Below are 20,205 nucleotides of genomic sequence, written 5' to 3'. Positions count from 1 at the left end.
TTGCGGCCGCGCATCGCGCGGCCGGGTACTTCAGAAACGTCAGGTGATCGGTTTGACCGCTCAGGCCGCGGTGGCAGCCTCGGGATGCAGCGCCTCGTAAGCCGCGGCGAAGCCCGGATCGCGCTGGCGCAGATCGTCGTGGCTGACCTGGCCGGTGCGGCGCATGTAGTCGTAGACGAAGGACACCGGATCGAGCTGCATCTTGTCGGCCACGTTCTCGTACCAGTCCAGGCTGCGCGCGGCGGCGGCCTGGAAGCTGGCGGAGGCGGGCCGGCGCTGCGTCTCGAAGTAGGCGAAGGCGGCCTGCGCATCGTCCGGGTGTTGGGTCAAGCCCTGGTGCAGCGCGATCGCGTCCTGCATCGCCATCCGCGTGCCGGAGCCCAGCGAGAAATGCACCGTGCGCAGCGCGTCGCCCAGCAGGACGATGTTGCGGTGCGACCAGCGCTCGTTGCGCACGATGTTGGCCTCGAACCAGAGCGAGCGGTTGCTCAGCAGTTCGTTGCAGCCCAGGTCCGCGCGGAACACTTCGGCGCAATAGCGCCGGCTTTCGTCTTCGCTGGCCGTGTCCAGGCCGGCGCGCAGCCAGGTGTCGGGATCCACTTCGACCAGGAAGGTGCTGAGGTCCTTGCTGTACTGGTAGCTGTGCGCGATGAAAATGCCATGGCCGGTTTCGCGGAAGATCAGCGATACCGGATGGAAGCGCTGGCGCGTGCCGTACCAGGCGAACTTGTTGCGGCGGCGCTCGAAGCTGGGTTGGAAGTGTTCGCTGAACTGCTTGCGCACGGCGCTGTTGCTGCCGTCGGCGGCAACCACCATGTCGACCTCGCCGGCCAGCCGCTCGACGTCATCGATGCGCTGCTCGTGCAGGATCTTCACGCCTGCCTCCAGGCAGGCCTTTTCCAGCACTTCCAGCATGTCGATGCGGGCAGTGCGCGAGAAATGGTTGCCGTGGACCTGGACCCGCGCGCCCTGGTGGATGATTTCCATATAGTCGCAGCGTTCGTGGTGCGCCACGAAGGCCTTGAAGAATTCCGGGTCGGCCTCGCGCAGGAAGGACAGGCCGATGTCCGAGAACACCACGCCCCAGCCATAGGTGGCGCCGCGCGGGTTCTGTTCGTAGACGGTGATTTCGTGCTCCGGCGCGTGCTTCTTGGCCAGGAGGGAAAAGTACAGGCCGGCGGGGCCGGCTCCGATGACGGCGATCTTCATTTTGCTTGACTCCAGTTTGCTTCGGCCTGCGCGCAGGCTTCCTGATAGGTCTGCAGCGCGCCGCGCAGCGCGGCGGGCAGTTCGATGGCGCGCCGTTCGCCGCGGGCCACGCAGATCGGGGTCAGCATGGCGTCGAACGCGGGCTTTCCGCGCACGCTGCCCGCGACGCGCAGGGTGTAGGTGCGGGTGCGGATTTCCTCGACCGAGACGCGCATGTCGAATTCCTCGTCCGGCCACAGCGACGCCTGGAAATCGAATGAGAGGGCGCGGGTCGGCGTGCCGAAACCGTGTTCGTCCTTGATCCGCTGCGGCGTGCCGTTGAACAGATGGCCGTAGAAGAGCTCGGCAGCCGACAGCACGTACTCGCCGAAGGTGACGGTGTAGACCACGCCCGCGGGGTCGCAATCGCCCCATTTGACGCGCCGGCGCACGATGAACGGGGTCTCGCTCACCACGTATTCAGTGCTGGTCATCGGCGTTCTCCCTGGCCTGGGCGGCCTCCTGGTTGAGCATCTCCGCCACCGTCTGGCGTAGGGCGGCCTTGTCCAGCTTGCCGACCTTGGTGACGGGGAATACCTCGATCTGTTCGATGCGTTCCGGGCATTTGTATTTGGCGAGGCCCTGCGCGGTGAGGAAGTCCGCCAGTTCCGCCACCCCCGGAGCCGTGTGGCCCGGCCTGACGATGATGAAGATGCAGCCCTTCTCGCCATAGAACGGGTCGGGCATTGCCACCAGGCGCGCCTCGGAAACCGCCGGATGCGCTCCCACCAGGGCCTCGACTTCCTCGCAGCCGATCTTCTCGCCGCCGCGGTTGATGTTGTCGCGCAGGCGGCCTTCGAAGGCGTAGCAGGTGTGGCCGTCCACCACGCGCGCGGTCATCATGTCGCCGGTGCGGTAGTAGCCGTCGGAGGTGTAGGCGCTGGCGTTGGCCGCGGGCGCGTCGAAGAAGCCGGGCAGCGTGGCTGGGCCGCGGAAGCAGAGCTCGCCCATCTGCCCCGGCGCCACGGGCTCCTCGGTGCCGGGGGCCAGCAGGCGGATATCGTCCTCGGGACAGCCCGAGCGGCCTTGCGTGTGGTGCCGTTCGTATTCGGAGGCGCTGGCGGGCGAGCCCAGCAGCAGGCCTTCGGTGATGCCGAAGAGGTTGGAGCAGGGCACGTTCAGATGGGCTTCGAGCCGGTCCGCCGCGCTCATGGTGATGAACAGGCGCAGCGTGGACAGGTCGTAGCGCGCCAGGTCGGCAAAGGCCATGATCTGCGGCGCTATGGGTCCGATGGACATGGCGCGCGTGACGCGGTGGCGTTCGATCAGTTCCAGCATGCGCGGCACGTCCACGCGTGGCATCAGCACCGCGGACAGGCCCATGGCGATCACGGGGATCAGCACATAGACCTGGGCGGCGTTGTGCAGCAGGGGCAGGGCCCAGATGATGCGGTCGTCGTCCTGCATCTGGTAGCGCCGCGCGCAGGCCAGGGAATGGCCCAGGTATTCGGCATGGAAGCGCGGGATGATCTTGGGCATGCCGGTGGTGCCGCCCGAGAGCTGGAAGCTCAGCACGTCCTCGCAGCCCGGACCCTGGTCCGCCAGCAGGCGGCGCGCCTCGGCCAGCGGCATGGCGTCTATCAGCGCGCGCAGGGACGCGCCATGCGGACTGTCGCCGCGCGCCACGATCAGGTGCTCCAGCGTGTCGCTTGCGGCCAGCATGCCGACGGCGAAGGCGGGCAGGTCGAACTTGCCGAAATCCGCCTGCACGAAGTAGCCGCGCGCCCGGGTCTGGCGCGCGAGCTGGCCGATCTCCAGTTCGCGGTGCTGCGGCAGCGAACAGACGGGCACGATCCCCGCCTTGTAGCAGGCCAGCAGGGCCAGCGCGGTCTCCAGCGTCGTGCCCATCTGGAAGATGGCGCGGTCGGCGGGCGCCAGGCCCAGCGTCAGCAAGGCGGCGGCCAGCCTGTCGGTCTGCTCGTCCAGTTCCCGGAAACTGATGCTGCCTTCGTCGATGATCAGCGCCGTGCGTTCGGGGCAGCGCCGGGCCGTGGCGCGCAGCGCGTCGCCCACGGTCGAGCGTTCCCAGGCGCCGCTGGCGAAGTACTGGCGGGCCCGTTCGGGGTGGTGGTAGATCACGCCCTCTATGGGGTGGCGTATATCTCGCATGGTTGTCTCCTCCTGGCCCGCGTGTCAGTGGCGCGCGGACGAGATCCGCACGCGGTCCCGGTCCAGCAGGTCGATGGTGCCGCTGACGCCTCCGGTGAAGAGGCCATACCAGACGGCGGGCTTGAGCCCCAGGGCCTTGCGCTGGAATTCCACCGGGCCGTCGGCGACGATGCAGTCGAAATGCTCGCCGGGCACGACGGTGCAGTTCTCGCGTCCCGAGGCGTCCTGCACCAATGAAGAGAACTCCTCGACACGCGGCACGAAGATCCGCACTTGCGGCTGAGCGCCATCGGCCATGTCCAGGCGCTGTTCCAGCAGCGCGGCCTTGCGCGCCCAGATGTCGTCGATTTGCTGGATGCGGCCGCCGGCGGCCTCGGCGTCGGCTTCGGCCTGCATTGCCGCCTGCAGCGTCAGGTCGGCGTCGACTGCGTCGACCTGGCCCAGCGGGCGCAGCTTGCGCGTGAATTCGATGAAGTAGCCGTTCGGGTCGCGCACATAGATGGATTCGATCACCTCGTGGCGGGTCTCGACGGAAACGTCCAGTCCGGCGTCCTGCAGCTTCTGCTTCCAGGCCTTGAGCTCGTCTTCGCTGTCTACCAGCCAGGCGGTGTGGGTGGCGTCGAACACGTGGTCCTCGGGCAGCGGACGCATGCCGCTGCGGCCTTGCAGCGCCTCGGGCTCGTCCGAGCCCAGGTAGTAGAAGAAGGCGATCGTGCTGCCGTTGCCGCTATCGAAGAAGAAGTGCAGGAAATCGGGGTGCGTCGCCGGGCCCCAGCCGCGCGCCGAGATCACGTGGATCAGCGGCAGGCCGAGTATGTCGCGATAGAAGGCGACGGTCTCGCGCAGGCGCCAGGTGGGCCGCGCCGTGTGGTCCACGCCGTGCAGGCGCAGGGGGGCGGGAGTGTTGGGGGTTGCAGTCATGGCTTGCTCCGTCGGCTTGCGGATTACTGGAAACGGCTGCGCAGCCAGGCGGCCAGTTCGCGGCCGGCCAGGTAGCGGCCGGGCTCGTCGCCTTCGGCCAGGGCGCGGCCATGGTGGTCGCCGCGGATGCGCAGATGGGTCTTGTCCGGCGCGGGAATGGCGTCATGGATGGCGCGCACGTCGGAAGGGAAACAGGCCTGGTCGCCGGTGTATTCGATGATCAGGGTGGGCTGGACGATGCCGCCCGCGGTGCGCGCCATGCTGGCGTTGGACGACAGGCCGGACCAGGTCGACAGCCAGCTCTCGGGCGTGCAGAAGCGGGCGAAGCCGACGGCGCCGTAGTTCGACGCATAGGGATCCTTGCCCCACAGCGAGCCCGGGTGGCGGTCGGACGGGTCCAGGCTGAGGTCCAGGCAGCGCAGGTCGGCGTCGGTGCGCCAGACCACCAGCACCGGCGTGTGCGCCGCCTGGCGCCGGCGTTCGGCCGAGGCGTCGGCGCCGCTCTTGACGTCGGCGCGGGCCGCCAGGCGGTCGGCGATCATCTGCCGCGCCTGCGCGTCCAGGCGGTCGATGCGGTCGCGCTGCGCCTGGCGGTAGCGGGCGACGAATTCCGGCGTGTAACGCGCCTGGCCCTTGGGGCGGTAGCCGTTTTCAGGCGCCAGCGGATCGAGTTCCGACGCGACCGACAGGGCGTCGTTCTCGTCGGCCACGGACGGGTCGATGCAGTTCAGCAGCAGCGAGCCCTGGCCGGGGTGCGGGCCCACCAGCACCAGCCCGTGCACTTGCGGCATGTCCAGCTCGTCCAGTCCGCTGGACTTGCCGCCGGGCGTGCGCGTGGCGCGCGCGGCGGCCGGCAGGCCAGCCTGCTGCGCGTAAAAGGCGTACAGCCCGGCGCCGCCGGAATTGCCCAGCAGCACGATCTTCTTGAAGCCCTGGTCGCGCAGGAAACGCAGTCCGGCCGCGACGTCCTGCAGCGCCAGTTCATGTTCCAGCCTGAGGTCGTTGCCCACCGAGCGGGCGCCTTGCGACCAGGCGGCAAGGCCGGCGCCGACGATGTCGGGGATCAGGTAATGGCAGGCCATGAATTCGCGCGGGTGCATGACGCAGACCACGGTGTCCGGGCGCGCACCTTCGGGCTGGTAGAGCGATCCGGAGGTGGCGGCGCCGTCCGCGGTGCGCAGCACCACGTTGCGGGTCGACGCGCCGGCGGGCAGGTCGCGCGGATTCCAATCGGTGTTGAGAAAGCCGGCGGTGACCTGGCTGGAAGGGGCGGCGGTAGTCACATTCGTCTCCTGTTGCGATGGTCCGTGGCCATCGATTTGACGTATTAGACGAATATTTGACTTTGGTGTCAATTAAATTTAAAAAATTGACAGTAGCGTCAAATATGAGGGGCTTACCAGGGTGAAAGCGATGGCGGGCGCGGCCAGACGGCGGAATCGCGCATGCCATAATTTCGGGACGGGGCCGTCCCGGACGGCCTATTCGAGGAACATCGCAACGTGAACGACGCAAGCACCAAGGGAGCGCTGAAGGGCGAAGCGCTGCGCACCGCCATACTCGACGCCGCGGCCACGCTATTCATCAAGCGCGGCACCGGCGGCACCAGCATCCAGGACATCGCGGAATCGCTGGGCCTGAGCCGCACCGCCGTCTATTACTACTTCAAGAGCAAGGACGCGATCCTGAAGTCCTTGACCGAGGAAGTGCTGAGCGCAGCCAAGAAAATGGCGGGCGAAACCGCCACGCGCGAGGACCTGGATCCGGTCGAGGCGCTGCGCGCCCTGGTCACGCAGCACGCCGACCTGATCCTGTCGCGCAGCGCCGAATTCCGCGTGGCCGACCGGACCGAGGCCGACATGGCGCCCAAGCAGCGCGCGGCCATGCAGGCCTCGCGCCGCAATGTGCTGGAGAACTTCAGCCGCGTCATCGAAAACGGCATCCGCGACGGCCAGTTCCGCATGGTGGATCCGCACGTCGCCGCGTTCAGCCTCATCGGCATGTGCAACTGGTCCGCCTGGTGGTACAAGCCGGACGGCCGGCTGAGCCGTGCGGAAGTGGCGGCCATCATGGCGGACATGGCGGTGCAATCGCTGCTGCGCGACGCTTCGCGGCGCCCCAGGTCGCCGGACGTGAGCGAGTCCTTGCGGCTGGTGCGCGAGGACCTGGATTATCTGGAGAAGCTGGTGCTGCCTGGCGGACAGCAGCCCTGATTTCCAATGCGTTGGTTTCAGCCCCGTCCATGGGCAGATGCCGTGAGCCGGTGGCCGGACGGAGGGATCCGAAGCGCAGCCCCACCGGGGCGAGCATCGGAATCCCGCAGTCCGGACGGCGGCGGCTCAAGAACCTAGCCTCATAAAACCGAAGCGGTAGGCTTCGAGCTCGCAGATGTCAGGGTTCTTTAACCGCCAAGGCAGCCCTGCGCCATTCCGATGCTCGCCCCGGTGGGGCTGTGCTTCGGATGGCTCCGGGCCGCCTCGGCTGGCAGTCGCCTGATGCGTTGGTTTCGGATCCCGTTCATGGGCAGATGCCGTGAGCCGGTGGCCGGACGGAGGGATCCGAAGCGCAGCCCCACTGGGGCGAGCATCGGAATCCCGCAGTCTGGACGCCGGCGGCTCAAGAACTCTACCTCATCAGTTCCGCCGGGCTACGAGCTTGCGGATGTCGGGGTTCTTTAGGCGCCGAGGCTGCCCTGCGTCATTCCGATGCTCGCCCCGGTGGGGCTGCGCTTCGGATGACTCCGGGGTCCTCGGCTGGCAGTCGCCTAATGCGTCGGTTTCGGACCCCGTTCATGGGCAGATGCCGTGAGCCGGTGGCCGGACGGAGGGATCCGAAGCGCAGCCCCACCGGGGCGAGCATCGGAATCCCGCAGTCTGGACGCCGGCGGCTCAAGAACCCAGCGTACTGCCTGGCCGCAGCAGCGCTGGCCGTGCCCGGGTCCGCTAACCGACTTTCCCAGTCAGGCGCCGCGCCGCCTCCTGCACCGCCGCCAGGTGATTGGCGACGTAGCGGTGGACGGGCGCCGTGAGCGTCACTGCGGCCGCGATCTCGCCGTTGAGCAGGAACACCGGCGCGGAAATGCCGGCCACTTCCGACAGGCGGTCGCCCATGGCGGCGAAATAGCCGTCGGCGCGGATGCGGGCATATAGCTCCTGGTCCGGCCCGGGCGCGTGGCCCAGCACCGGATCGTAGGCCGTGAGCACGCGGCCGCCGCTGCCGCGGTCCAGCGGCAGCAGATCGCCGGCGCGGATGTGGTCGCGCACGGGATGCGGCGAATCCACGCGGTACAGGCACAGGCGCGCATCGCCCTGGCGCACGTGATAGGCCGCGCTTTCGCCGGTCGCGGCGACCAGGTCGCGCAATACCGGCATCACCACCTGTTCCAGCGAGAACGAGGCGGCGTAGAGGCCGTGCAGGCGCGCGATTTCTCCGCCCAGCGCGTAGCGGCCGTCATCCAGGCGCTGGATCCAGCGGGCATGCTCCAGCGAGGCTAGCAGGCGCAACACCGTGCTCTTGTACAGGCGGGTGCGCTCGGCCAGCTCGCCCAGCGACAGGGCCTTGTCGCCGGGCCCGAATACGGACATCAGGCTCAGCGCGCGGTCCACCGCGGCAACGCCGCCCTCGGCGGCATCGGTGTCGGCCAGCGATTCCGTGGCGGCTTTACGCGGCATGGTCGCCTCCGCGGCATCGATGCATGTTTGCGGCCATATTCCATCCTTTAGAACGAATCGTCGGCATTGTAGGCGCTGTTTCGGGCGGCTCTCGTCGTTTTCCCTGGGAACCCCGGCCTTGACAGCAGGAATCCGCAGGTTTAATAATTCTATTGTAGAGAATATAGTTCTATAAGATAGAATTTTCAAGGAATCCCGCCATGCCGCTATCCCATGCCCAGACGCCCGACGTGCTCATCAGCGAAGTCGGTCCGCGCGATGGCCTGCAGTCCGTCAAGGCCACCATGGCCACCGCCGACAAGCTGCACTGGATCGATGCGCTGGCCGCGGCCGGCGTGCGCGAGATCGAGGTGGCGTCCTTCGTCCCGGCGCGGCTGCTGCCGCAGATGGCCGACGCCGCCGAGGTGGTGCGCCACGCGGCGGGCCTGGCGGGCGTCACGGTCATGGCCCTGGTCCCCAATCTGCGCGGCGCCGAGGCGGCGCTGCGGGCGGGCGTCCACAAGCTGACCATGCCGGTCTCCGCAAGCCGCGCGCATTCGCTGGCCAATGTGCGCAAGACGCCCGAGGAAATGGTGGAGGAGGTGCGCGCGATCGCGCGGCTGCGCGACGAGCTGGCGCCCGGGGTGAAGCTGGAGGCCGGCATTTCGACGGCCTTCGGCTGCACGCTGCAGGGCCTGGTGCCGGAAGACGAGGTCATCCGCCTGGCCGCGCTGTGCGTGGCGGCCGGCGCCGATGAATCGGGGCTGTCGGACACCGTGGGCTATGCCAATCCGGCGCAGGTGCGCCGGCTGTTCCGCCGCCTGCGCGCCGAGCTGGGCGACAGCGCCGGCGCGGCGCACATGCACAACACGCGCGGCCTGGGCCTGGCCAATTGCCTGGCCGCCTGGGAAGAGGGCGTGCGCACGTTCGACAGTTCGCTGGGCGGGTTGGGCGGATGCCCGTATGCGCCGGGCGCGTCCGGCAACGTCGTGACAGAGGACCTGGTGTTCATGTTCGAGGCCATGGGCGTGCGCACCGGGATCGACCTGGAGCGCATCGTCGCCGCGCGCGCGCCGCTGGCAGCCGGCCTGCCGGGCGAGCCGCTCTATGGCATGACGCCGGACGCCGGCCTGCCCAAGGGATATACCCAGCTGCGTTGAAGGCGTCGCGCCGCGGACCGGCCGGCCCGATCCACGCGGCCACGCCGCAAGTCGCACGAGACCCATAGAAAGAAGACCCATAGAAGAGCCACACCCATGTCCAGCCACGCCACTCCGCGCCTGCCCTACGAACACATCCGCGTCGTCGAATTCACCCACATGGTCATGGGCCCCACCTGCGGCATGCTGCTGGCGGACCTGGGCGCCGAAGTCATCAAGGTCGAACCCATGGGCGGCGACAGCACGCGCCGCCTGCTGGGATCGGGCGCGGGCTTCTTCCCCATGTTCAACCGCAACAAGAAGAGCATCGCCCTGGACCTGAAGCAGCCCGAGGGGATAGAGGCGGCGTTGCGCCTGATCGACTCGGCCGACATCGTGAGCGAGAACTTCAAGGCCGGCGTGATGCAGAAGCTGGGCCTGGATTACGCCACGTTGAAGCAGCGCAATCCGCGCCTCATCTACGTGAGCCACAAGGGCTTTCTGCCCGGGCCCTACGAGCACCGCACGGCGCTGGACGAGGTGGTGCAGATGATGGGCGGGCTGGCCTACATGACGGGGCGGCCCGGCGATCCGCTGCGCGCCGGCGCCAGCGTCAACGACATCATGGGCGGCATGTTCGGCGCCATGGGCGCCATGGCCGCGCTGGCGCAGCGCGAACGGACGGGCGAGGGCACGGAGGTGCAGGCCTCGCTGTTCGAGAACAACGTCTTCCTGGTGGGGCAGCACATGATGCAGTACGCCGCCACCGGCCGCGCCGCCGCGCCCATGCCCAGCCGCATCTCGGCCTGGGCCATCTACGACGTGTTCACCGTCAAGGGCGGCGAACAGATCTTCCTGGCGGTGGTGAGCGACAAGCAGTGGGGCATCTTCTGCCGCGCCTTCAGCCTGGCCGAACTGCTGGCCGACCCGCGCCTGGCCACCAACAACGACCGCGTGCAGGCGCGCGACTGGCTGATGCCGCAGCTGCGCTCGCATCTGGCGGACCGCAGCGCGGCCGAACTCGCGGCGGTGTTCGAGCGCGAGGGGCTGCCTTTCGCGCCCATCACGCGGCCGGAGCAGCTGTTCGACGATCCCCATCTGGCGGCCACCGGCGGCCTTGCGTCCATCACGCTGGAAGACGGGCGCGAGTCCAAGGTGCCGCTGGCGCCTTTCACGCTGGGCGGCGCCCAGCCCGGCATACGCCTGCAGCCGCCGGCGGTGGGCGAACACACCGACGCGCTGCTGCGCGGCGTCGGATATAGCGACGATGAAATCGCGGCCTTGAAGGCAAGGCAAATCACACAAGGAGACTAACTATGTTCACGCTATCCCGCCGCGCCTTCATGGGCGCGGCGCTATGCGCCGCGGCCTTGCCGCTGCGCGCCCAGACCGCGGGCGCCTATCCCAACGGCCGGCCGGTGCGCCTCATCGTCCCGTATACGCCGGGCGGCGGCACGGACTCCGTGGCCCGCGCCATCGCGGCCAAGGTCACGGCGGCGACAGGCTGGTCGGTCGTGGTTGAAAACCGCCCGGGGGCGGGCGGCAACATCGGGATGGACTTCGTGGCCAAGGCCAAGCCGGACGGCTTCATGCTGGGCCTGGGCCAGACCGCCAACCTGGCCATCAACCCCGCGCTGATGCCGCAGATTCCCTTTGACGCGGCCAAGGATTTCGCGGCGGTCTCGATGATCGCGTCGCTGCCCGTCGTGCTGGTGGTCAAGGCCAATGCGCGCTGGCAGACGCTGGCCGATCTGGTGAAGGACGCGAAGGCGGAACCGGGCGCCCTCAAGCAGGCCCTGGCGGGTTCGGGCACGGTGGGTCATCTGGCGGGCGAGCTGCTCGCCTACCAGGGCAAGTTCCAGGTCCTGAACGTGCCGTACCGCGGCGCGGCGCCGGCGCTCAATGACCTGCTGGGCGGCAGCACCGACTACATGTTCGCCACTCCGCAGGCGGCGCAGGAAATGCTCAAGGGCAATGTGCTGCGGGCGCTGGCCGTCACCGCGCGAGCGCGGCTGGCGATCCTGCCGGATGTGCCCACCGTGGCCGAATCCGGCTACGAGGGTTTCGAGGCGCTGGACTGGAAGGCGCTGGTCGCGCCGGCCGGCACTCCGCCGGAAGTGGTCCAGGCCGTCAACGCGGTGGTGGAGAAGGTGCTGGCCGATCCGGCCACCATCGCCATGTTCACCGCCGAAGGCAGCACCGCCATGGGCGGCTCTCCCGAGGCCGCGCAGCGCTACATCCTGGAAGAACAGAAGAAGTGGGCGCGCCTGATACGCGAAGCCGGCATCCAGACCGCTGCCTGAGCGCGCGTCCACCGTCCACAGAGGAGACAGAAGCATGAAATCGCTCGCATCCGCGGCCGCGCTCGCCTGCGCCCTGGCGGGGCCCGCCGCCCAGGCCCAGACGGCGGCGCAATGGCCCGAACGCCCCATCCGGCTGGTCGTCCCGTTCCCCGCGGGCGGCCCGACGGACATCGCCGCGAGGGTGATGGGTAAGGCGCTGGCCGACCGCCTGGGCACGCCCTTCGTCATCGAGAACAAGGCCGGCGCGCACGGCTTCATCGGCGCGGGCGACGTCGCGCGCAGCAAGCCCGACGGGTACACGCTGATGATGGCCAGCATCGGCACCATGGCGATCAACCCCGGGCTCTATCCCGACATACCCTATGACGCGAACAAGGATTTCACGCCGCTGGCGCTGGTCCTCACGGTGCCCATCGCGGTCGTGATCAATCCGCAGCAGATGCCGGTGCAGACCGTGCCCGAGCTGGTGCAGTACCTGAAGGCCCATCCCGACCGCGTGAACTACGGCTCAGCGGGCAATGGCGGCTCGTCGCACCTGGTGCCGGAGTACTTCAAGTTCAAGACCGGCGCGTCCATGACCCACATTCCCTACAAGGGTTCGAGTCCCGCCGTCACCGATCTGGTGGCGGGGCAGATCCAGATCATGTTCGACACGCTGCTGACCAGCACCCCCTTCGTGAAGGCCGGCAAATTGCGCATGCTGGCCGTCACCACGGCGCAGCGCCTGCCCGACTATCCGCAGGTGCCGACCATGGCCGAAGCGCTGGGCGCGCCGGACTTCGAGGCGTCGTCCTGGTTTGCCATGTACGCGCCGGCGGACACGCCGGAACCGGTGCAGAAAAAGTTGTCGCTGGCCATCAACCAGGCCCTGAGCGATGCGGACGTGAAGCGGCGCCTGGCCGAACTGGGTGCGATTCCGGCCGGCGGCACGCCCGCCGAACTGGCGGCATTCCAGCTGGCCGAACAACGCAAGTGGGGGCAGGTGATCAAGGCCGCCGGCATCGCGCCGGACTAGGCGCGGCTCGGGGCGGAGTCGCGATACGCCACCGCATACATCGCCATGACGACAAACAGGACCGGCATGCAAAGCACGGCAGCCAGCACGCCTTGCGCCATGCCGACCTCGGGGTACTCATAGATCTGCGTGCGCAGGGCATAGCCGGCGTAGCCCGCCAGCGCCGTCAGCAGCAACAGCGCCAGCATCAGCGGCCAGCATGGATAGGGCGCCGCGGCGCGCAGGCCGCGCAAGCCGTATTCGCCCGTCGCCGCGACGCGCGGCAGGGCCTGGCCGTACAGGGCAAGCGCGTACAGCACCGGCAGCCAGACCAGCATCAGCGCCGCGGCCAATGCGATCCAGAACAGATGGTCGCCCGATCCGTTCGTCAGCACATAGACCAGGAAGGGCAGGTCGCCGGTGGCGCGCGCCAGGGCGGCGACCGCCAGGACCAGGAGGCCGAGCAGCGCCAGGTGGCGGGCCTCGGCGGTGCCGCCGCGGGCGTCAGCGGCGCCTGCCGGACCTTGCAGCCCGATGACGCGATGCCAGGCAAACGTCATGCGCGCAAGGGCGATCAGGTTGACGAGCGCCAGCGCAAGCAGCGGCCAGCCCGCGTAGGGGAACAGGTTGGCGCTCATCAAGGCGACGGGCAGCGTCAGCATGAACGCAGCCAGCGACCACGGCGCCGACGCCAGCATGGCGCGACCCTGCCCGCGGATGGCGCTGGCTGTCGCCGCGAAGAAACGGCGCGCTCCGAGTTTGTGCGACAAGGCGGCCTCTGCTTATTTGCTGCGGTAGTTGTTGGCTTCGCGTTCGCCCGCCCACTTGCGCAGCGCGGCGATGAACTCGGGGCAGACGTTGCCGTCGACCTGGGTGTCGATGATGATGCTGTTCTGCATGCGCATGACCACGCTGCATTCATAGACCTTCATGCGGTTGTTGTAATAGCCGCTATTGTTCTGCTGGAACACCGGCGTGGCGGCGGTGGTGGCCGTGGCCGGGATCATGCCCACCACCTGTTGCGACGAGCCGGTGGATACCCATTCGGTATAGGGCGCGGTCTGGTAGTCGGACCAGATCATCTCCATGGTGTTGCCGACGCCGCGCTTCTTCGACGGCTCGCCCAGCGCCGTGATCGCGTCGGCGACGGGACGGCCCTTCATGTTCTTGGCGACGTTGACGCTGGGAGACAGCGACAGGCCGGACGAGAAGATATTGGTGAGCGACGGTAGCGTGGAGCTGCCGCCCGTGGGCATCGGCGCGCAGCCCGCCAGCGCGGCCAGGGCCAGCGACACCGGCAGGGCGCGGCCCAGCCACCAGGTCGAACGGAGTCGCGATGTATTCATGGTGCGCTAGGTGCTCCCTCAAAGATCCGGCGTGCCGCAACATAATTCAGCGAACGCAAGATTTTGTCTTGTTTTAGTTTCGTTTCGTGACAAGCTGTTTCCCGGCGGCAAGGCTGGCGCCAGGGCCGGCGTGCCGCGCATCGGCCCGAGTTGCGCCGTGACGAGAGCGTCCGATGTTACCGAAAAAATAGTGGCGCATCATGCGCGGCGCACGCCGATTGCGGTAAGGAATTCGTTACGTAATACCCGGAAACGTGGAAAAACGCGTTGCTGAAGACAAACTGTAACGTGCTACGATCCGCGCGTTCCACGCCCCGGCACGTCCCGGCCCGCCTTCGGATCATGGCGTATCGAGGGCTGCGCCGCGCCACATCTACTGGATATTGCATAACAATGAAGCTCGCGCGATTGCTCGTTCAGTTCCGTTCAACCGCTGCCGCGCTGGCCGCCGCAGGCGCGCTGGCCCTGGGCCTTGCGGCCGCGCCGGCGGCTCACGCCGACACGCTGTACGGCGCCGTGGCCACCGACGAGGCGCACGCCAAGCTGTATTGGGTCATGCCCGAGACTTCCGCCAAGGAAGCGCAGGACGCCGCGCTGGCCAAGTGCAACAAGGCCGGGGGCAAGGGCTGCAAGAGCGTCACCTCGTTCTCCGACAGCTGCGTGGCGTTCTCGCGCAACTCCCGCAACGACCTGTTCTGGGGCGCCAGCGTCTCGTCCGAGGTCGCGGCGAAAAAAGCGATCCGCACCTGCACCAACGACAGCGCCGACGGCAAGTGCAAGCTCGCCGTCATGCCGCTGTGTGTAGGCCCCGGCTACAGCGAAGCGGATCTCAAGGCGCCCGATACCGCCACGCCGGCCCAGCTGGAAGCCTTGTCGGCCAAGCTGGACTCGCGCGGCTACTGGGGTTCGGTGGCCGAAAAGGAATCGGGCGACCTGACCTACGCCGACGGCTATCCGAGCGAGAAGGAAGCGGTCGACGCCTTGCTCAAGTGGGAAGACTGCGTGGGCTGCCGCACGGTGCTGACCTATACCGATACCTGCGTGGGCATGGCCTGGATCAAGGGCGGCGAGAAGGGCCGCGGCACCAGCTTCACCGCCAAGAATCCGGACTCCGTGGCCGCGCGCAACGAAGCGCGCGCCGCCTGCACCGCCAAGACCGGCAGCGCGAGCTGCGTGGCGTTCGTGCGTTGCTCGGGGCGCGCCTACATCAGCGGCTACAAGGGCGAGGACGAGAAGGCGAACTGAGCGCGGCCTCGCGGCCTTCAGGCCACGATCCGCGCCGGGGCCGGAGCCAGCGCCCGGCTGAGCTTGGCCCAGTCCTGCCGGCCCAGATGGGGCCGCACCGCCTCCAGCACCGCGGAAAACACCGGCGCCGGCGCGGCGGCCTGGATGCCGCCCAGCAGTTCGGCGCGCTCGGCGGGCGTCATGGCCGGGATCATCCAGCGCATGATGAGCAGATTCTCGGCGGGCGGCAACGAGGCCACGATGGCGCCTTCCAGCGCGCGCAGTTCCTCGTCGCCATAGCAGGACCACAACACCTGGTTGTGCTGCGTTTCCTCGATGTGCATGTGGGTGAAGTTCTCGCCCACGAACAGCGCCAGCTGCCGGTACAGCCGCAGCGCGGCGCCGGCCTGGCTGGCGGCACAGCCGGCGGCGCCCAGCGCGTCCACCGCCCCGCGCAGCTGCGCAATCGCGGCCTGGTGCTCGACGTGTTCCGCGGCGATGCGGCCGCTGGATCCCGGGCGGCGCGCCTCCATGGCGGCATGGACGAAATCGTTTTCATGTCCGAGATGGCTGGCGCAGAGGTCGGCCAGTTCCTGCACGCGGTCGCAGGTTGATTGCGTTTCGGCGGGGTCGTGCACGTCGAGGCGGCCCACCGCCTGCAGCGTGTCCAGCATCATGGCGCGCAGCGCCTTGTGGATGCCTACGTAGATGTCCATGCGCGGGGCGGCGGCGGATTGGGGGAAAGACAGGGCTTCGGTATTGCAGTTCATGGGGTGGACCTTGAAAGTGAAATGGCGATGCGCTTGCAGGGACCCGATAACGGCCGGATTCGGACCGGAAACCAGGCAAGGAAAGTGTAGGAACGCCGCCGCGACGGCGTTGCTAAGAGTTTGTTAAGCCGCTGCTAAAAAAACGCTAAGCCGCATGCGATTCCGCGCGGGACCTTGGGCTATCATTTCTGACACCGTTGCGCTTCAGCTGCTTTGTGGGGTATTCGCCGTGCCCTTGCTTCCTGCCGAATGGAGCCTCAGCCTGCCCGCGCTGCCATCGCTGCGCCTGGGCGGCTGTGACCGCGACGGCAATCCCCATGTCTGCCGGGCCCTGGCCGCCGATGTGCTGCCGGATGGCCGCATGCTGGTGTTGCTGGCCGAGCGCGCCGCGCCCCGCGTGGTCGCGGCCCTGCGCGAGACGGCCCAGGTCGCCATGCTGGCCACCTCTCCGCGCAGCAACCGCACTCTGCACGTCAAGGGCAGCGACGCCCGCGTCGAGCCCGCCTTGCCGTCCCATGCCGGCCTGCTGGCGCTGCGGCGTCATACGCTGACGCTGGAGCTGGCCGACGTCGATGGCTTTGCCGGCGCGCCTTTCCTGGAACACTGGTATGGCGTCGAGGTGTCGGAGCTGGTGGCCGTCCGCTACAGCGTGACTGGCGCCTGGAACCAGACGCCCGGTCCGAGTGCCGGGCAGGCGTTGGAACTGGAACCCGGGCCATGAGCGCGCTGAGCTTGCTCGCGATCCGCCGGGTCCTGGACGGCGGCATTCCGCCGACGCTGTGCAGTGTGTCGGCCGATGGCGTGCCGCACGTCAACCTGTTGTCGCACGTGGAGTACGTGGATACCAGCCACGTGGCGCTGACCTTCCAGTTCTTCAATCACAGCCGCGAGAACATCCTCTCCACCAAACGGGCCAGTCTGATGGTGGAGGACCCTTGCACCGGCGGCAGCCTGTGCTTGCAGCTGCGCTACCTGCGCACCGAGACCGAAGGGCCGATATTCGAGCGCCTGCGCGCCAAGCTGGCGGGCATCGCCGCGCACTCCGGCATGGAACACGTGTTCCGCCTGCGCGGCGCCGACATCTACGAGGTGCGGGACATCGCGGCCATGCAGGAAGGCGCGCCCATGGCCACGCTGCAGCCCCGCTGCGATCTGGCGGGCGGGGCGCGCGCGGTGTCGGCGCGGCTGGCCGAATGCGGCGATCTGGCGCAATTGCCGCAGGTCGCCATGGACGGCTTGCGGCACGACCTGGCGGTGCACCATGCGATTCTGTGGCTGCTGGACGAGCAGCGGCAAAGCCTCTATGCGCTGGCCAGCATGGGCTACACGCAGCAGGGCATAGGCGCCGAACTGCCGCTGGCCGCGGCCGGCCTGGTGGGCGTGGCCGTGCGCCAGGGCGTGGCGCTGCGCATAGGCCATATGGCGCGCATGTACCGGTACGGGCGCACGCTGCACCAGCTGGCCTGTGACCAGGGCCTGGCCGGCGGCGAGCCCATTGCGCTGCCGGGCCTGGCCACGCCGTGCAGCCAGCTGGCCGTGCCGCTGCGCGCGCGCGGCCGCACCGTGGGCGCGCTGCTGGTGGAAAGCGAAAGCGACCAGTTCTTCGGCTACGACGACGAGGATGCCCTGGCCGTGCTGGGCGCGCAGCTGGCGCAGGCACTGCTGGCGTTGCAAAGCGCCGAACTGGAAGCCAGCCAGGCGCCGCAGGAGGATGCCGCCGCCACGCCGCCAGCCGAGCCGGGCGCGCCCTTGCACCTGCGCTACTTCCCGCGCGACGGCACGGTGTTCATCGACGGGCAGTACCTGATCAAAGGCGTGGCGGGCGCCATACTCTGGCGCATCGCGAGCGACGCGCAGCGCCACGGGCGCTGGGGTTTCTCGACGCGGGAACTGAGGCTGGCCGGCAATGCCCTGGGCCTGCCCGACGTGCAGGACAACCTGGGCGTGCGCCTGCTGCTGTTGCAGCGCCGCCTGGCCGATTGGGGCGGGCCGCTGCAGATCCGCAAGCTGCGCCGGGGCTGCTATGAACTGGTGTCGGGACGGACCTTGCAGCTGGAGTCCGCCGACTGCGCATCGGCCTGATCCGAACTCCGGGAGATGCCCATGTCGCTCATCATCCGACCCGCGCGTGCCGACGATCTGGCGCCGGCCCAGGAACTGGTGGCCCGCAGCATCAACGAACTGACCCTGCGCCATGGCTTCGGCGCGATCGCCACGGCGCGTTCGCCGGATTTCCAGGCATTCTGCCTGCGCGACGATCCGCGCGGACTGTGGGTGGCCGAGGACGGGGGCCAGTTGGCCGGCTACGCCCTGAGCTGGGTCTGCGGGCAACTCTGGTTCCTGGCGGAGCTGTTCGTCGCGCCGGGCCGCCAGGGGCAAGGCATAGGCGGGCAACTGCTGGCCCGCACGCTGGAACACGCGGTCCAGGCCGGTGCGGCCGAACGCTGCCTGATCACCTTCGCCTTCAATCTCGTGTCCCAGTCGCTATACGCGCGCCACGGCCTGCTGCCGCGGGTGCCCATCCATCTATGCAGCGCCGCGCCCGAGTCGCTGGCGGGCCGGACGCCGCATTCCGCGCTGCGCGCCACGCCGATCCAGGATTCGGTCGACGACCTGGATGCGCTGCGCCGGATCGACCTGGCAAGCCTGGGCGTGCCCAGGGAGAAACATCACCGCTATCTGCTGGCGGTCCCGGGCATGCAAGGCGTGTTCCTGGATGACTCGGACGAGCGCGTGGGCTATGCGTACGTCGCGCCCACGGGCCATATCGGTCCGCTGGCCGTCGTGCATGCGCAGGCCATGCCCGCCGCATTCCACGCGGCGCTGACCCTGGCCGCGGCGGGAGAGGGCGAACAGGTTTCCGTGTTCGTGCCGGGAACCAGCGAGGCCTTGGCGGCCGCGGCCCGGCTGGGCTTGCGCTTCGCGCTGCCCATGGTGCTGATGTCCGAACATGATTTCGGCGACTGGCGGCGGTATCTCCCGCGCAATCCTGGCTTCATGTAGGACCGCGGCCGGCGGCGCAAATCAGGGCTGCCGTTGCGACGACTCGATCCGTAGGCAGGGCGTCGCGCGACAAGAGCGCCGTGCCTCTGACGGGAGTCAAATTGAAGCGCGCCTGGCGGGTATCGATGGCCGCGACCAGATATCCGCTGTAATTGCTGAGGCCGCGATAGAAAAGCACAAGCGTGCCGGCCTGCTCCAGGTAGAGGAAGCTTGCCTGCCTTTGCAGGTACGCGCCTTGCAGCAGGTCGCGGTCGGGGTCCTTGCTACGGCCATGCCTCAGCGTGAGTTCGTAGCCGCTTCTCGCGCCGTTGCTGGTGTAGCTCGTCTCGGGGGCCACCTGCAGCGCGTATCCGCTGAAGTCATAGCGCTCAAGCCGTTCGGTCTTCGGGCCGCTGTCCGACAGGGCCAGGGCCAGCGTGTCGCATCCGGTCAACAGGGGCAGGGCGGCGCAGCCCTGCAGCAGGTGGAGGAGGCCGCGCTTTCAAGGGCTGCTCGCGAGGCGGGTGGCAAGGCGCGAGTATACGTTTAGCTACCAGCATTCCCCGCCACAGCCAACCGCACTTGCATCAACTCCAGCAAGGCCCGCACCCGCGCCGTCACCGAATGCCGGTGGCTGTAGGCGCCCAGCAATTGCAGCGGCGCCGGCCGCAGGTCCAGCGGCACTTCCACCAGGCGTCCCGCGGCCAGATCCTCCTGGCAGGCAAAGGCCGCCAATATCGCGAAACCTATGCCTTGCAGCGCGCCAGCCCCCGCCAGTTCGCCGCTGTTGACGCGGTAGCGGCTGCGGACCGGCACCTTGACGATCTCGCCGGCCGCGTCCAGGAATTGCCAGGGTTGGCCTTTCAGCGCGCTCAGCGTGGTGATGCAGGGCAGGGACTTGAGTTCGCGCGCGTGGCGCGGCGTGCCGGTTTTGGCCAGCAGGGAGGGCGCCGCGACCACGATGCTGGGCAGCGTGGCCAGTTCGCGGGTGATGAAGGCGCTGTCGTCCTGCCGGCCGCGATGGAACACGATGGCGAGGTCCATGTCTTCCTCCCGCAGCGATTCCAGGCCGGTCATGCGCGTATCGCATTCCAGTTCGACGCCGGGATGCAGGCTGCAGAACTCGGCGAGTATGGGGGCAAGCAGGCGCGGCGCTTCGCCGGGCATGCACATTCTCAAGGGGCCGCGCAGCTCGCGCCGTACCGCGCCCAGCTCTTCCTCGGTGGCGAGCAGGGCGTCGAGCAGCGGCTTGGCGCGTTCGTACAGCAGCCGGCCCGCTTCCGTCATGTGCAGGTGGCGGGTGCTGCGTTCCAGCAGGCGCACGCCCAGCCTGCGCTCCAGCGTGGCGACGTGGCGGCTGACATTGGATGAGGGCAGGGCCAGCAGCCGGGCCGCCCCTGCGAAGCTCTGTTCATCGACGACCGCCGCGTAGACGCGGACGGTGTTCAGGTCGAGCGCATCGCGCATGATTATCCCGATTAAGGTATGAAACCTAACCATTTTTACATACTAGTTCTCC

General features: G+C 68.3%; 20 protein-coding genes. 9 read left to right on the top strand and 11 right to left on the bottom strand.

Annotated elements, in window-relative coordinates; genetic code table 11:
• Nucleotides 1-60: 60 nt before the first annotated feature.
• From HWY37_RS16140 to HWY37_RS16120, 5 genes are read right to left on the bottom strand one after another with little or no spacing between them, the layout of a single operon-like run.
• The gene (locus HWY37_RS16140) at nucleotides 61-1,209 is read right to left on the bottom strand and encodes an FAD-dependent monooxygenase (RefSeq protein ID WP_176089066.1); all 1,149 of its coding nucleotides are present in this window, start codon (nucleotides 1,207-1,209) and stop codon (nucleotides 61-63) included.
• Nucleotides 1,206-1,682 carry an acyl-CoA thioesterase gene (locus tag HWY37_RS16135; protein WP_176089065.1) on the bottom strand — a complete coding sequence of 159 codons (477 nt, stop codon included), beginning with the start codon at nucleotides 1,680-1,682 and terminating at the stop codon, nucleotides 1,206-1,208. The genes HWY37_RS16140 and HWY37_RS16135 overlap by 4 nt, the downstream gene beginning before the upstream one ends.
• Nucleotides 1,669-3,357, bottom strand: coding sequence for an AMP-binding protein (locus HWY37_RS16130; protein ID WP_176089064.1), 1,689 nt, complete (start codon nucleotides 3,355-3,357; stop codon nucleotides 1,669-1,671). Before HWY37_RS16130 ends, HWY37_RS16135 begins: the two co-directional genes overlap by 14 nt.
• Before the next feature lie 24 nt (nucleotides 3,358-3,381).
• On the bottom strand, nucleotides 3,382-4,278 hold the full coding sequence (locus tag HWY37_RS16125; protein WP_175208078.1) for a VOC family protein: 897 nt from the start codon (nucleotides 4,276-4,278) through the stop codon (nucleotides 3,382-3,384).
• Nucleotides 4,279-4,301: 23 nt separating this feature from the next.
• Complete coding sequence (locus HWY37_RS16120) at nucleotides 4,302-5,561, bottom strand: alpha/beta fold hydrolase (protein ID WP_176089063.1); 1,260 nt, start codon at nucleotides 5,559-5,561, stop codon at nucleotides 4,302-4,304.
• A 219-nt stretch (nucleotides 5,562-5,780) separates the two neighbouring features.
• Between HWY37_RS16120 and HWY37_RS16115 the strand changes: the two genes are divergently transcribed.
• Entirely contained in the window at nucleotides 5,781-6,491 is a 711-nt protein-coding gene (locus tag HWY37_RS16115; RefSeq protein WP_175208080.1) for a TetR/AcrR family transcriptional regulator, read from the top strand.
• Between the two features lie 729 nt (nucleotides 6,492-7,220).
• Here HWY37_RS16115 and HWY37_RS16110 read toward each other — a convergent pair.
• On the bottom strand, nucleotides 7,221-7,949 hold the full coding sequence (locus HWY37_RS16110; RefSeq protein WP_175208081.1) for an IclR family transcriptional regulator: 729 nt from the start codon (nucleotides 7,947-7,949) through the stop codon (nucleotides 7,221-7,223).
• A 200-nt stretch (nucleotides 7,950-8,149) separates the two neighbouring features.
• On the opposite strand from HWY37_RS16110, the gene HWY37_RS34660 reads away from it, so the two are divergent.
• From HWY37_RS34660 to HWY37_RS16095, 4 genes are all read left to right on the top strand, one after another.
• Nucleotides 8,150-9,088, top strand: a complete 939-nt coding sequence (locus HWY37_RS34660) for a hydroxymethylglutaryl-CoA lyase (RefSeq protein ID WP_175208082.1) — start codon at nucleotides 8,150-8,152, stop codon at nucleotides 9,086-9,088.
• Nucleotides 9,089-9,184: 96 nt separating this feature from the next.
• Nucleotides 9,185-10,381 carry a CaiB/BaiF CoA transferase family protein gene (locus HWY37_RS34655; protein WP_246302326.1) on the top strand — a complete coding sequence of 399 codons (1,197 nt, stop codon included), beginning with the start codon at nucleotides 9,185-9,187 and terminating at the stop codon, nucleotides 10,379-10,381.
• A gap of 2 nt (nucleotides 10,382-10,383) precedes the next feature.
• The gene (locus tag HWY37_RS16100) at nucleotides 10,384-11,370 is read left to right on the top strand and encodes a Bug family tripartite tricarboxylate transporter substrate binding protein (RefSeq protein ID WP_175208084.1); all 987 of its coding nucleotides are present in this window, start codon (nucleotides 10,384-10,386) and stop codon (nucleotides 11,368-11,370) included.
• A 34-nt stretch (nucleotides 11,371-11,404) separates the two neighbouring features.
• Nucleotides 11,405-12,385 (top strand): Bug family tripartite tricarboxylate transporter substrate binding protein, encoded by a 981-nt coding sequence (locus HWY37_RS16095; RefSeq protein ID WP_176089062.1) that lies wholly within the window; start codon nucleotides 11,405-11,407, stop codon nucleotides 12,383-12,385.
• Here the strand turns inward: HWY37_RS16095 and HWY37_RS16090 are convergent.
• Together HWY37_RS16090 and HWY37_RS16085 are read right to left on the bottom strand one after the other, a co-directional pair.
• The gene (locus tag HWY37_RS16090; RefSeq protein ID WP_176089061.1) at nucleotides 12,382-13,134 is read right to left on the bottom strand and encodes a hypothetical protein; all 753 of its coding nucleotides are present in this window, start codon (nucleotides 13,132-13,134) and stop codon (nucleotides 12,382-12,384) included. The two genes, HWY37_RS16095 and HWY37_RS16090, sit on opposite strands and share 4 nt — an antisense overlap.
• 12 nt (nucleotides 13,135-13,146) lie before the next feature.
• Nucleotides 13,147-13,710: a hypothetical protein gene (locus HWY37_RS16085; RefSeq protein WP_176089060.1), complete on the bottom strand. Its 564-nt coding sequence runs from the start codon at nucleotides 13,708-13,710 to the stop codon at nucleotides 13,147-13,149.
• Between the two features lie 393 nt (nucleotides 13,711-14,103).
• On the opposite strand from HWY37_RS16085, the gene HWY37_RS16080 reads away from it, so the two are divergent.
• Nucleotides 14,104-14,955: a DUF4189 domain-containing protein gene (locus HWY37_RS16080; protein ID WP_176089059.1), complete on the top strand. Its 852-nt coding sequence runs from the start codon at nucleotides 14,104-14,106 to the stop codon at nucleotides 14,953-14,955.
• A 17-nt stretch (nucleotides 14,956-14,972) separates the two neighbouring features.
• On the opposite strand, the gene HWY37_RS16075 is transcribed toward HWY37_RS16080, so the two are convergent.
• On the bottom strand, nucleotides 14,973-15,704 hold the full coding sequence (locus tag HWY37_RS16075; RefSeq protein WP_175208089.1) for a hemerythrin domain-containing protein: 732 nt from the start codon (nucleotides 15,702-15,704) through the stop codon (nucleotides 14,973-14,975).
• A 229-nt stretch (nucleotides 15,705-15,933) separates the two neighbouring features.
• Between HWY37_RS16075 and HWY37_RS16070 the strand changes: the two genes are divergently transcribed.
• From HWY37_RS16070 to HWY37_RS16060, 3 genes are read left to right on the top strand one after another with little or no spacing between them, the layout of a single operon-like run.
• Complete coding sequence (locus HWY37_RS16070; protein WP_175208090.1) at nucleotides 15,934-16,425, top strand: hypothetical protein; 492 nt, start codon at nucleotides 15,934-15,936, stop codon at nucleotides 16,423-16,425.
• Nucleotides 16,422-17,786: a GAF domain-containing protein gene (locus tag HWY37_RS16065; protein WP_175208091.1), complete on the top strand. Its 1,365-nt coding sequence runs from the start codon at nucleotides 16,422-16,424 to the stop codon at nucleotides 17,784-17,786. The genes HWY37_RS16070 and HWY37_RS16065 overlap by 4 nt, the downstream gene beginning before the upstream one ends.
• Before the next feature lie 21 nt (nucleotides 17,787-17,807).
• Entirely contained in the window at nucleotides 17,808-18,707 is a 900-nt protein-coding gene (locus HWY37_RS16060) for a GNAT family N-acetyltransferase (RefSeq protein ID WP_175208092.1), read from the top strand.
• On the opposite strand, the gene HWY37_RS16055 is transcribed toward HWY37_RS16060, so the two are convergent.
• Entirely contained in the window at nucleotides 18,700-19,140 is a 441-nt protein-coding gene (locus HWY37_RS16055) for a hypothetical protein (protein WP_176089058.1), read from the bottom strand. The two genes, HWY37_RS16060 and HWY37_RS16055, sit on opposite strands and share 8 nt — an antisense overlap.
• Before the next feature lie 92 nt (nucleotides 19,141-19,232).
• The gene (locus tag HWY37_RS16050; protein WP_176089057.1) at nucleotides 19,233-20,153 is read right to left on the bottom strand and encodes a LysR family transcriptional regulator; all 921 of its coding nucleotides are present in this window, start codon (nucleotides 20,151-20,153) and stop codon (nucleotides 19,233-19,235) included.
• Nucleotides 20,154-20,205 lie beyond the last annotated feature (52 nt).

Source organism: Achromobacter anxifer (assembly GCF_903652925.1).
In the GTDB taxonomy this organism is placed as follows: domain Bacteria; phylum Pseudomonadota; class Gammaproteobacteria; order Burkholderiales; family Burkholderiaceae_B; genus Achromobacter; species Achromobacter anxifer.
The sequence above is the reverse complement of the archived record's forward strand: the minus strand, read 5'-3'. Positions and strand labels throughout refer to the sequence as shown.

What these genes read in the sequence shown, in the direction of transcription:
- HWY37_RS16140 (WP_176089066.1), bottom strand. Translation starts at nt 1,209, where the DNA reads ATGAAGATCGCCGTCATCGGAGCCGGCCCCGCCGGCCTGTACTTTTCC.
- HWY37_RS16135 (WP_176089065.1), bottom strand. Translation starts at nt 1,682, where the DNA reads ATGACCAGCACTGAATACGTGGTGAGCGAGACCCCGTTCATCGTGCGC.
- HWY37_RS16130 (WP_176089064.1), bottom strand. Translation starts at nt 3,357, where the DNA reads ATGCGAGATATACGCCACCCCATAGAGGGCGTGATCTACCACCACCCC.
- HWY37_RS16125 (WP_175208078.1), bottom strand. Translation starts at nt 4,278, where the DNA reads ATGACTGCAACCCCCAACACTCCCGCCCCCCTGCGCCTGCACGGCGTG.
- HWY37_RS16110 (WP_175208081.1), bottom strand. Translation starts at nt 7,949, where the DNA reads ATGCCGCGTAAAGCCGCCACGGAATCGCTGGCCGACACCGATGCCGCC.
- HWY37_RS34660 (WP_175208082.1), top strand. Translation starts at nt 8,150, where the DNA reads ATGCCGCTATCCCATGCCCAGACGCCCGACGTGCTCATCAGCGAAGTC.
- HWY37_RS34655 (WP_246302326.1), top strand. Translation starts at nt 9,185, where the DNA reads ATGTCCAGCCACGCCACTCCGCGCCTGCCCTACGAACACATCCGCGTC.
- HWY37_RS16100 (WP_175208084.1), top strand. Translation starts at nt 10,384, where the DNA reads ATGTTCACGCTATCCCGCCGCGCCTTCATGGGCGCGGCGCTATGCGCC.
- HWY37_RS16095 (WP_176089062.1), top strand. Translation starts at nt 11,405, where the DNA reads ATGAAATCGCTCGCATCCGCGGCCGCGCTCGCCTGCGCCCTGGCGGGG.
- HWY37_RS16085 (WP_176089060.1), bottom strand. Translation starts at nt 13,710, where the DNA reads ATGAATACATCGCGACTCCGTTCGACCTGGTGGCTGGGCCGCGCCCTG.
- HWY37_RS16080 (WP_176089059.1), top strand. Translation starts at nt 14,104, where the DNA reads ATGAAGCTCGCGCGATTGCTCGTTCAGTTCCGTTCAACCGCTGCCGCG.
- HWY37_RS16075 (WP_175208089.1), bottom strand. Translation starts at nt 15,704, where the DNA reads ATGAACTGCAATACCGAAGCCCTGTCTTTCCCCCAATCCGCCGCCGCC.
- HWY37_RS16065 (WP_175208091.1), top strand. Translation starts at nt 16,422, where the DNA reads ATGAGCGCGCTGAGCTTGCTCGCGATCCGCCGGGTCCTGGACGGCGGC.
- HWY37_RS16060 (WP_175208092.1), top strand. Translation starts at nt 17,808, where the DNA reads ATGTCGCTCATCATCCGACCCGCGCGTGCCGACGATCTGGCGCCGGCC.
- HWY37_RS16050 (WP_176089057.1), bottom strand. Translation starts at nt 20,153, where the DNA reads ATGCGCGATGCGCTCGACCTGAACACCGTCCGCGTCTACGCGGCGGTC.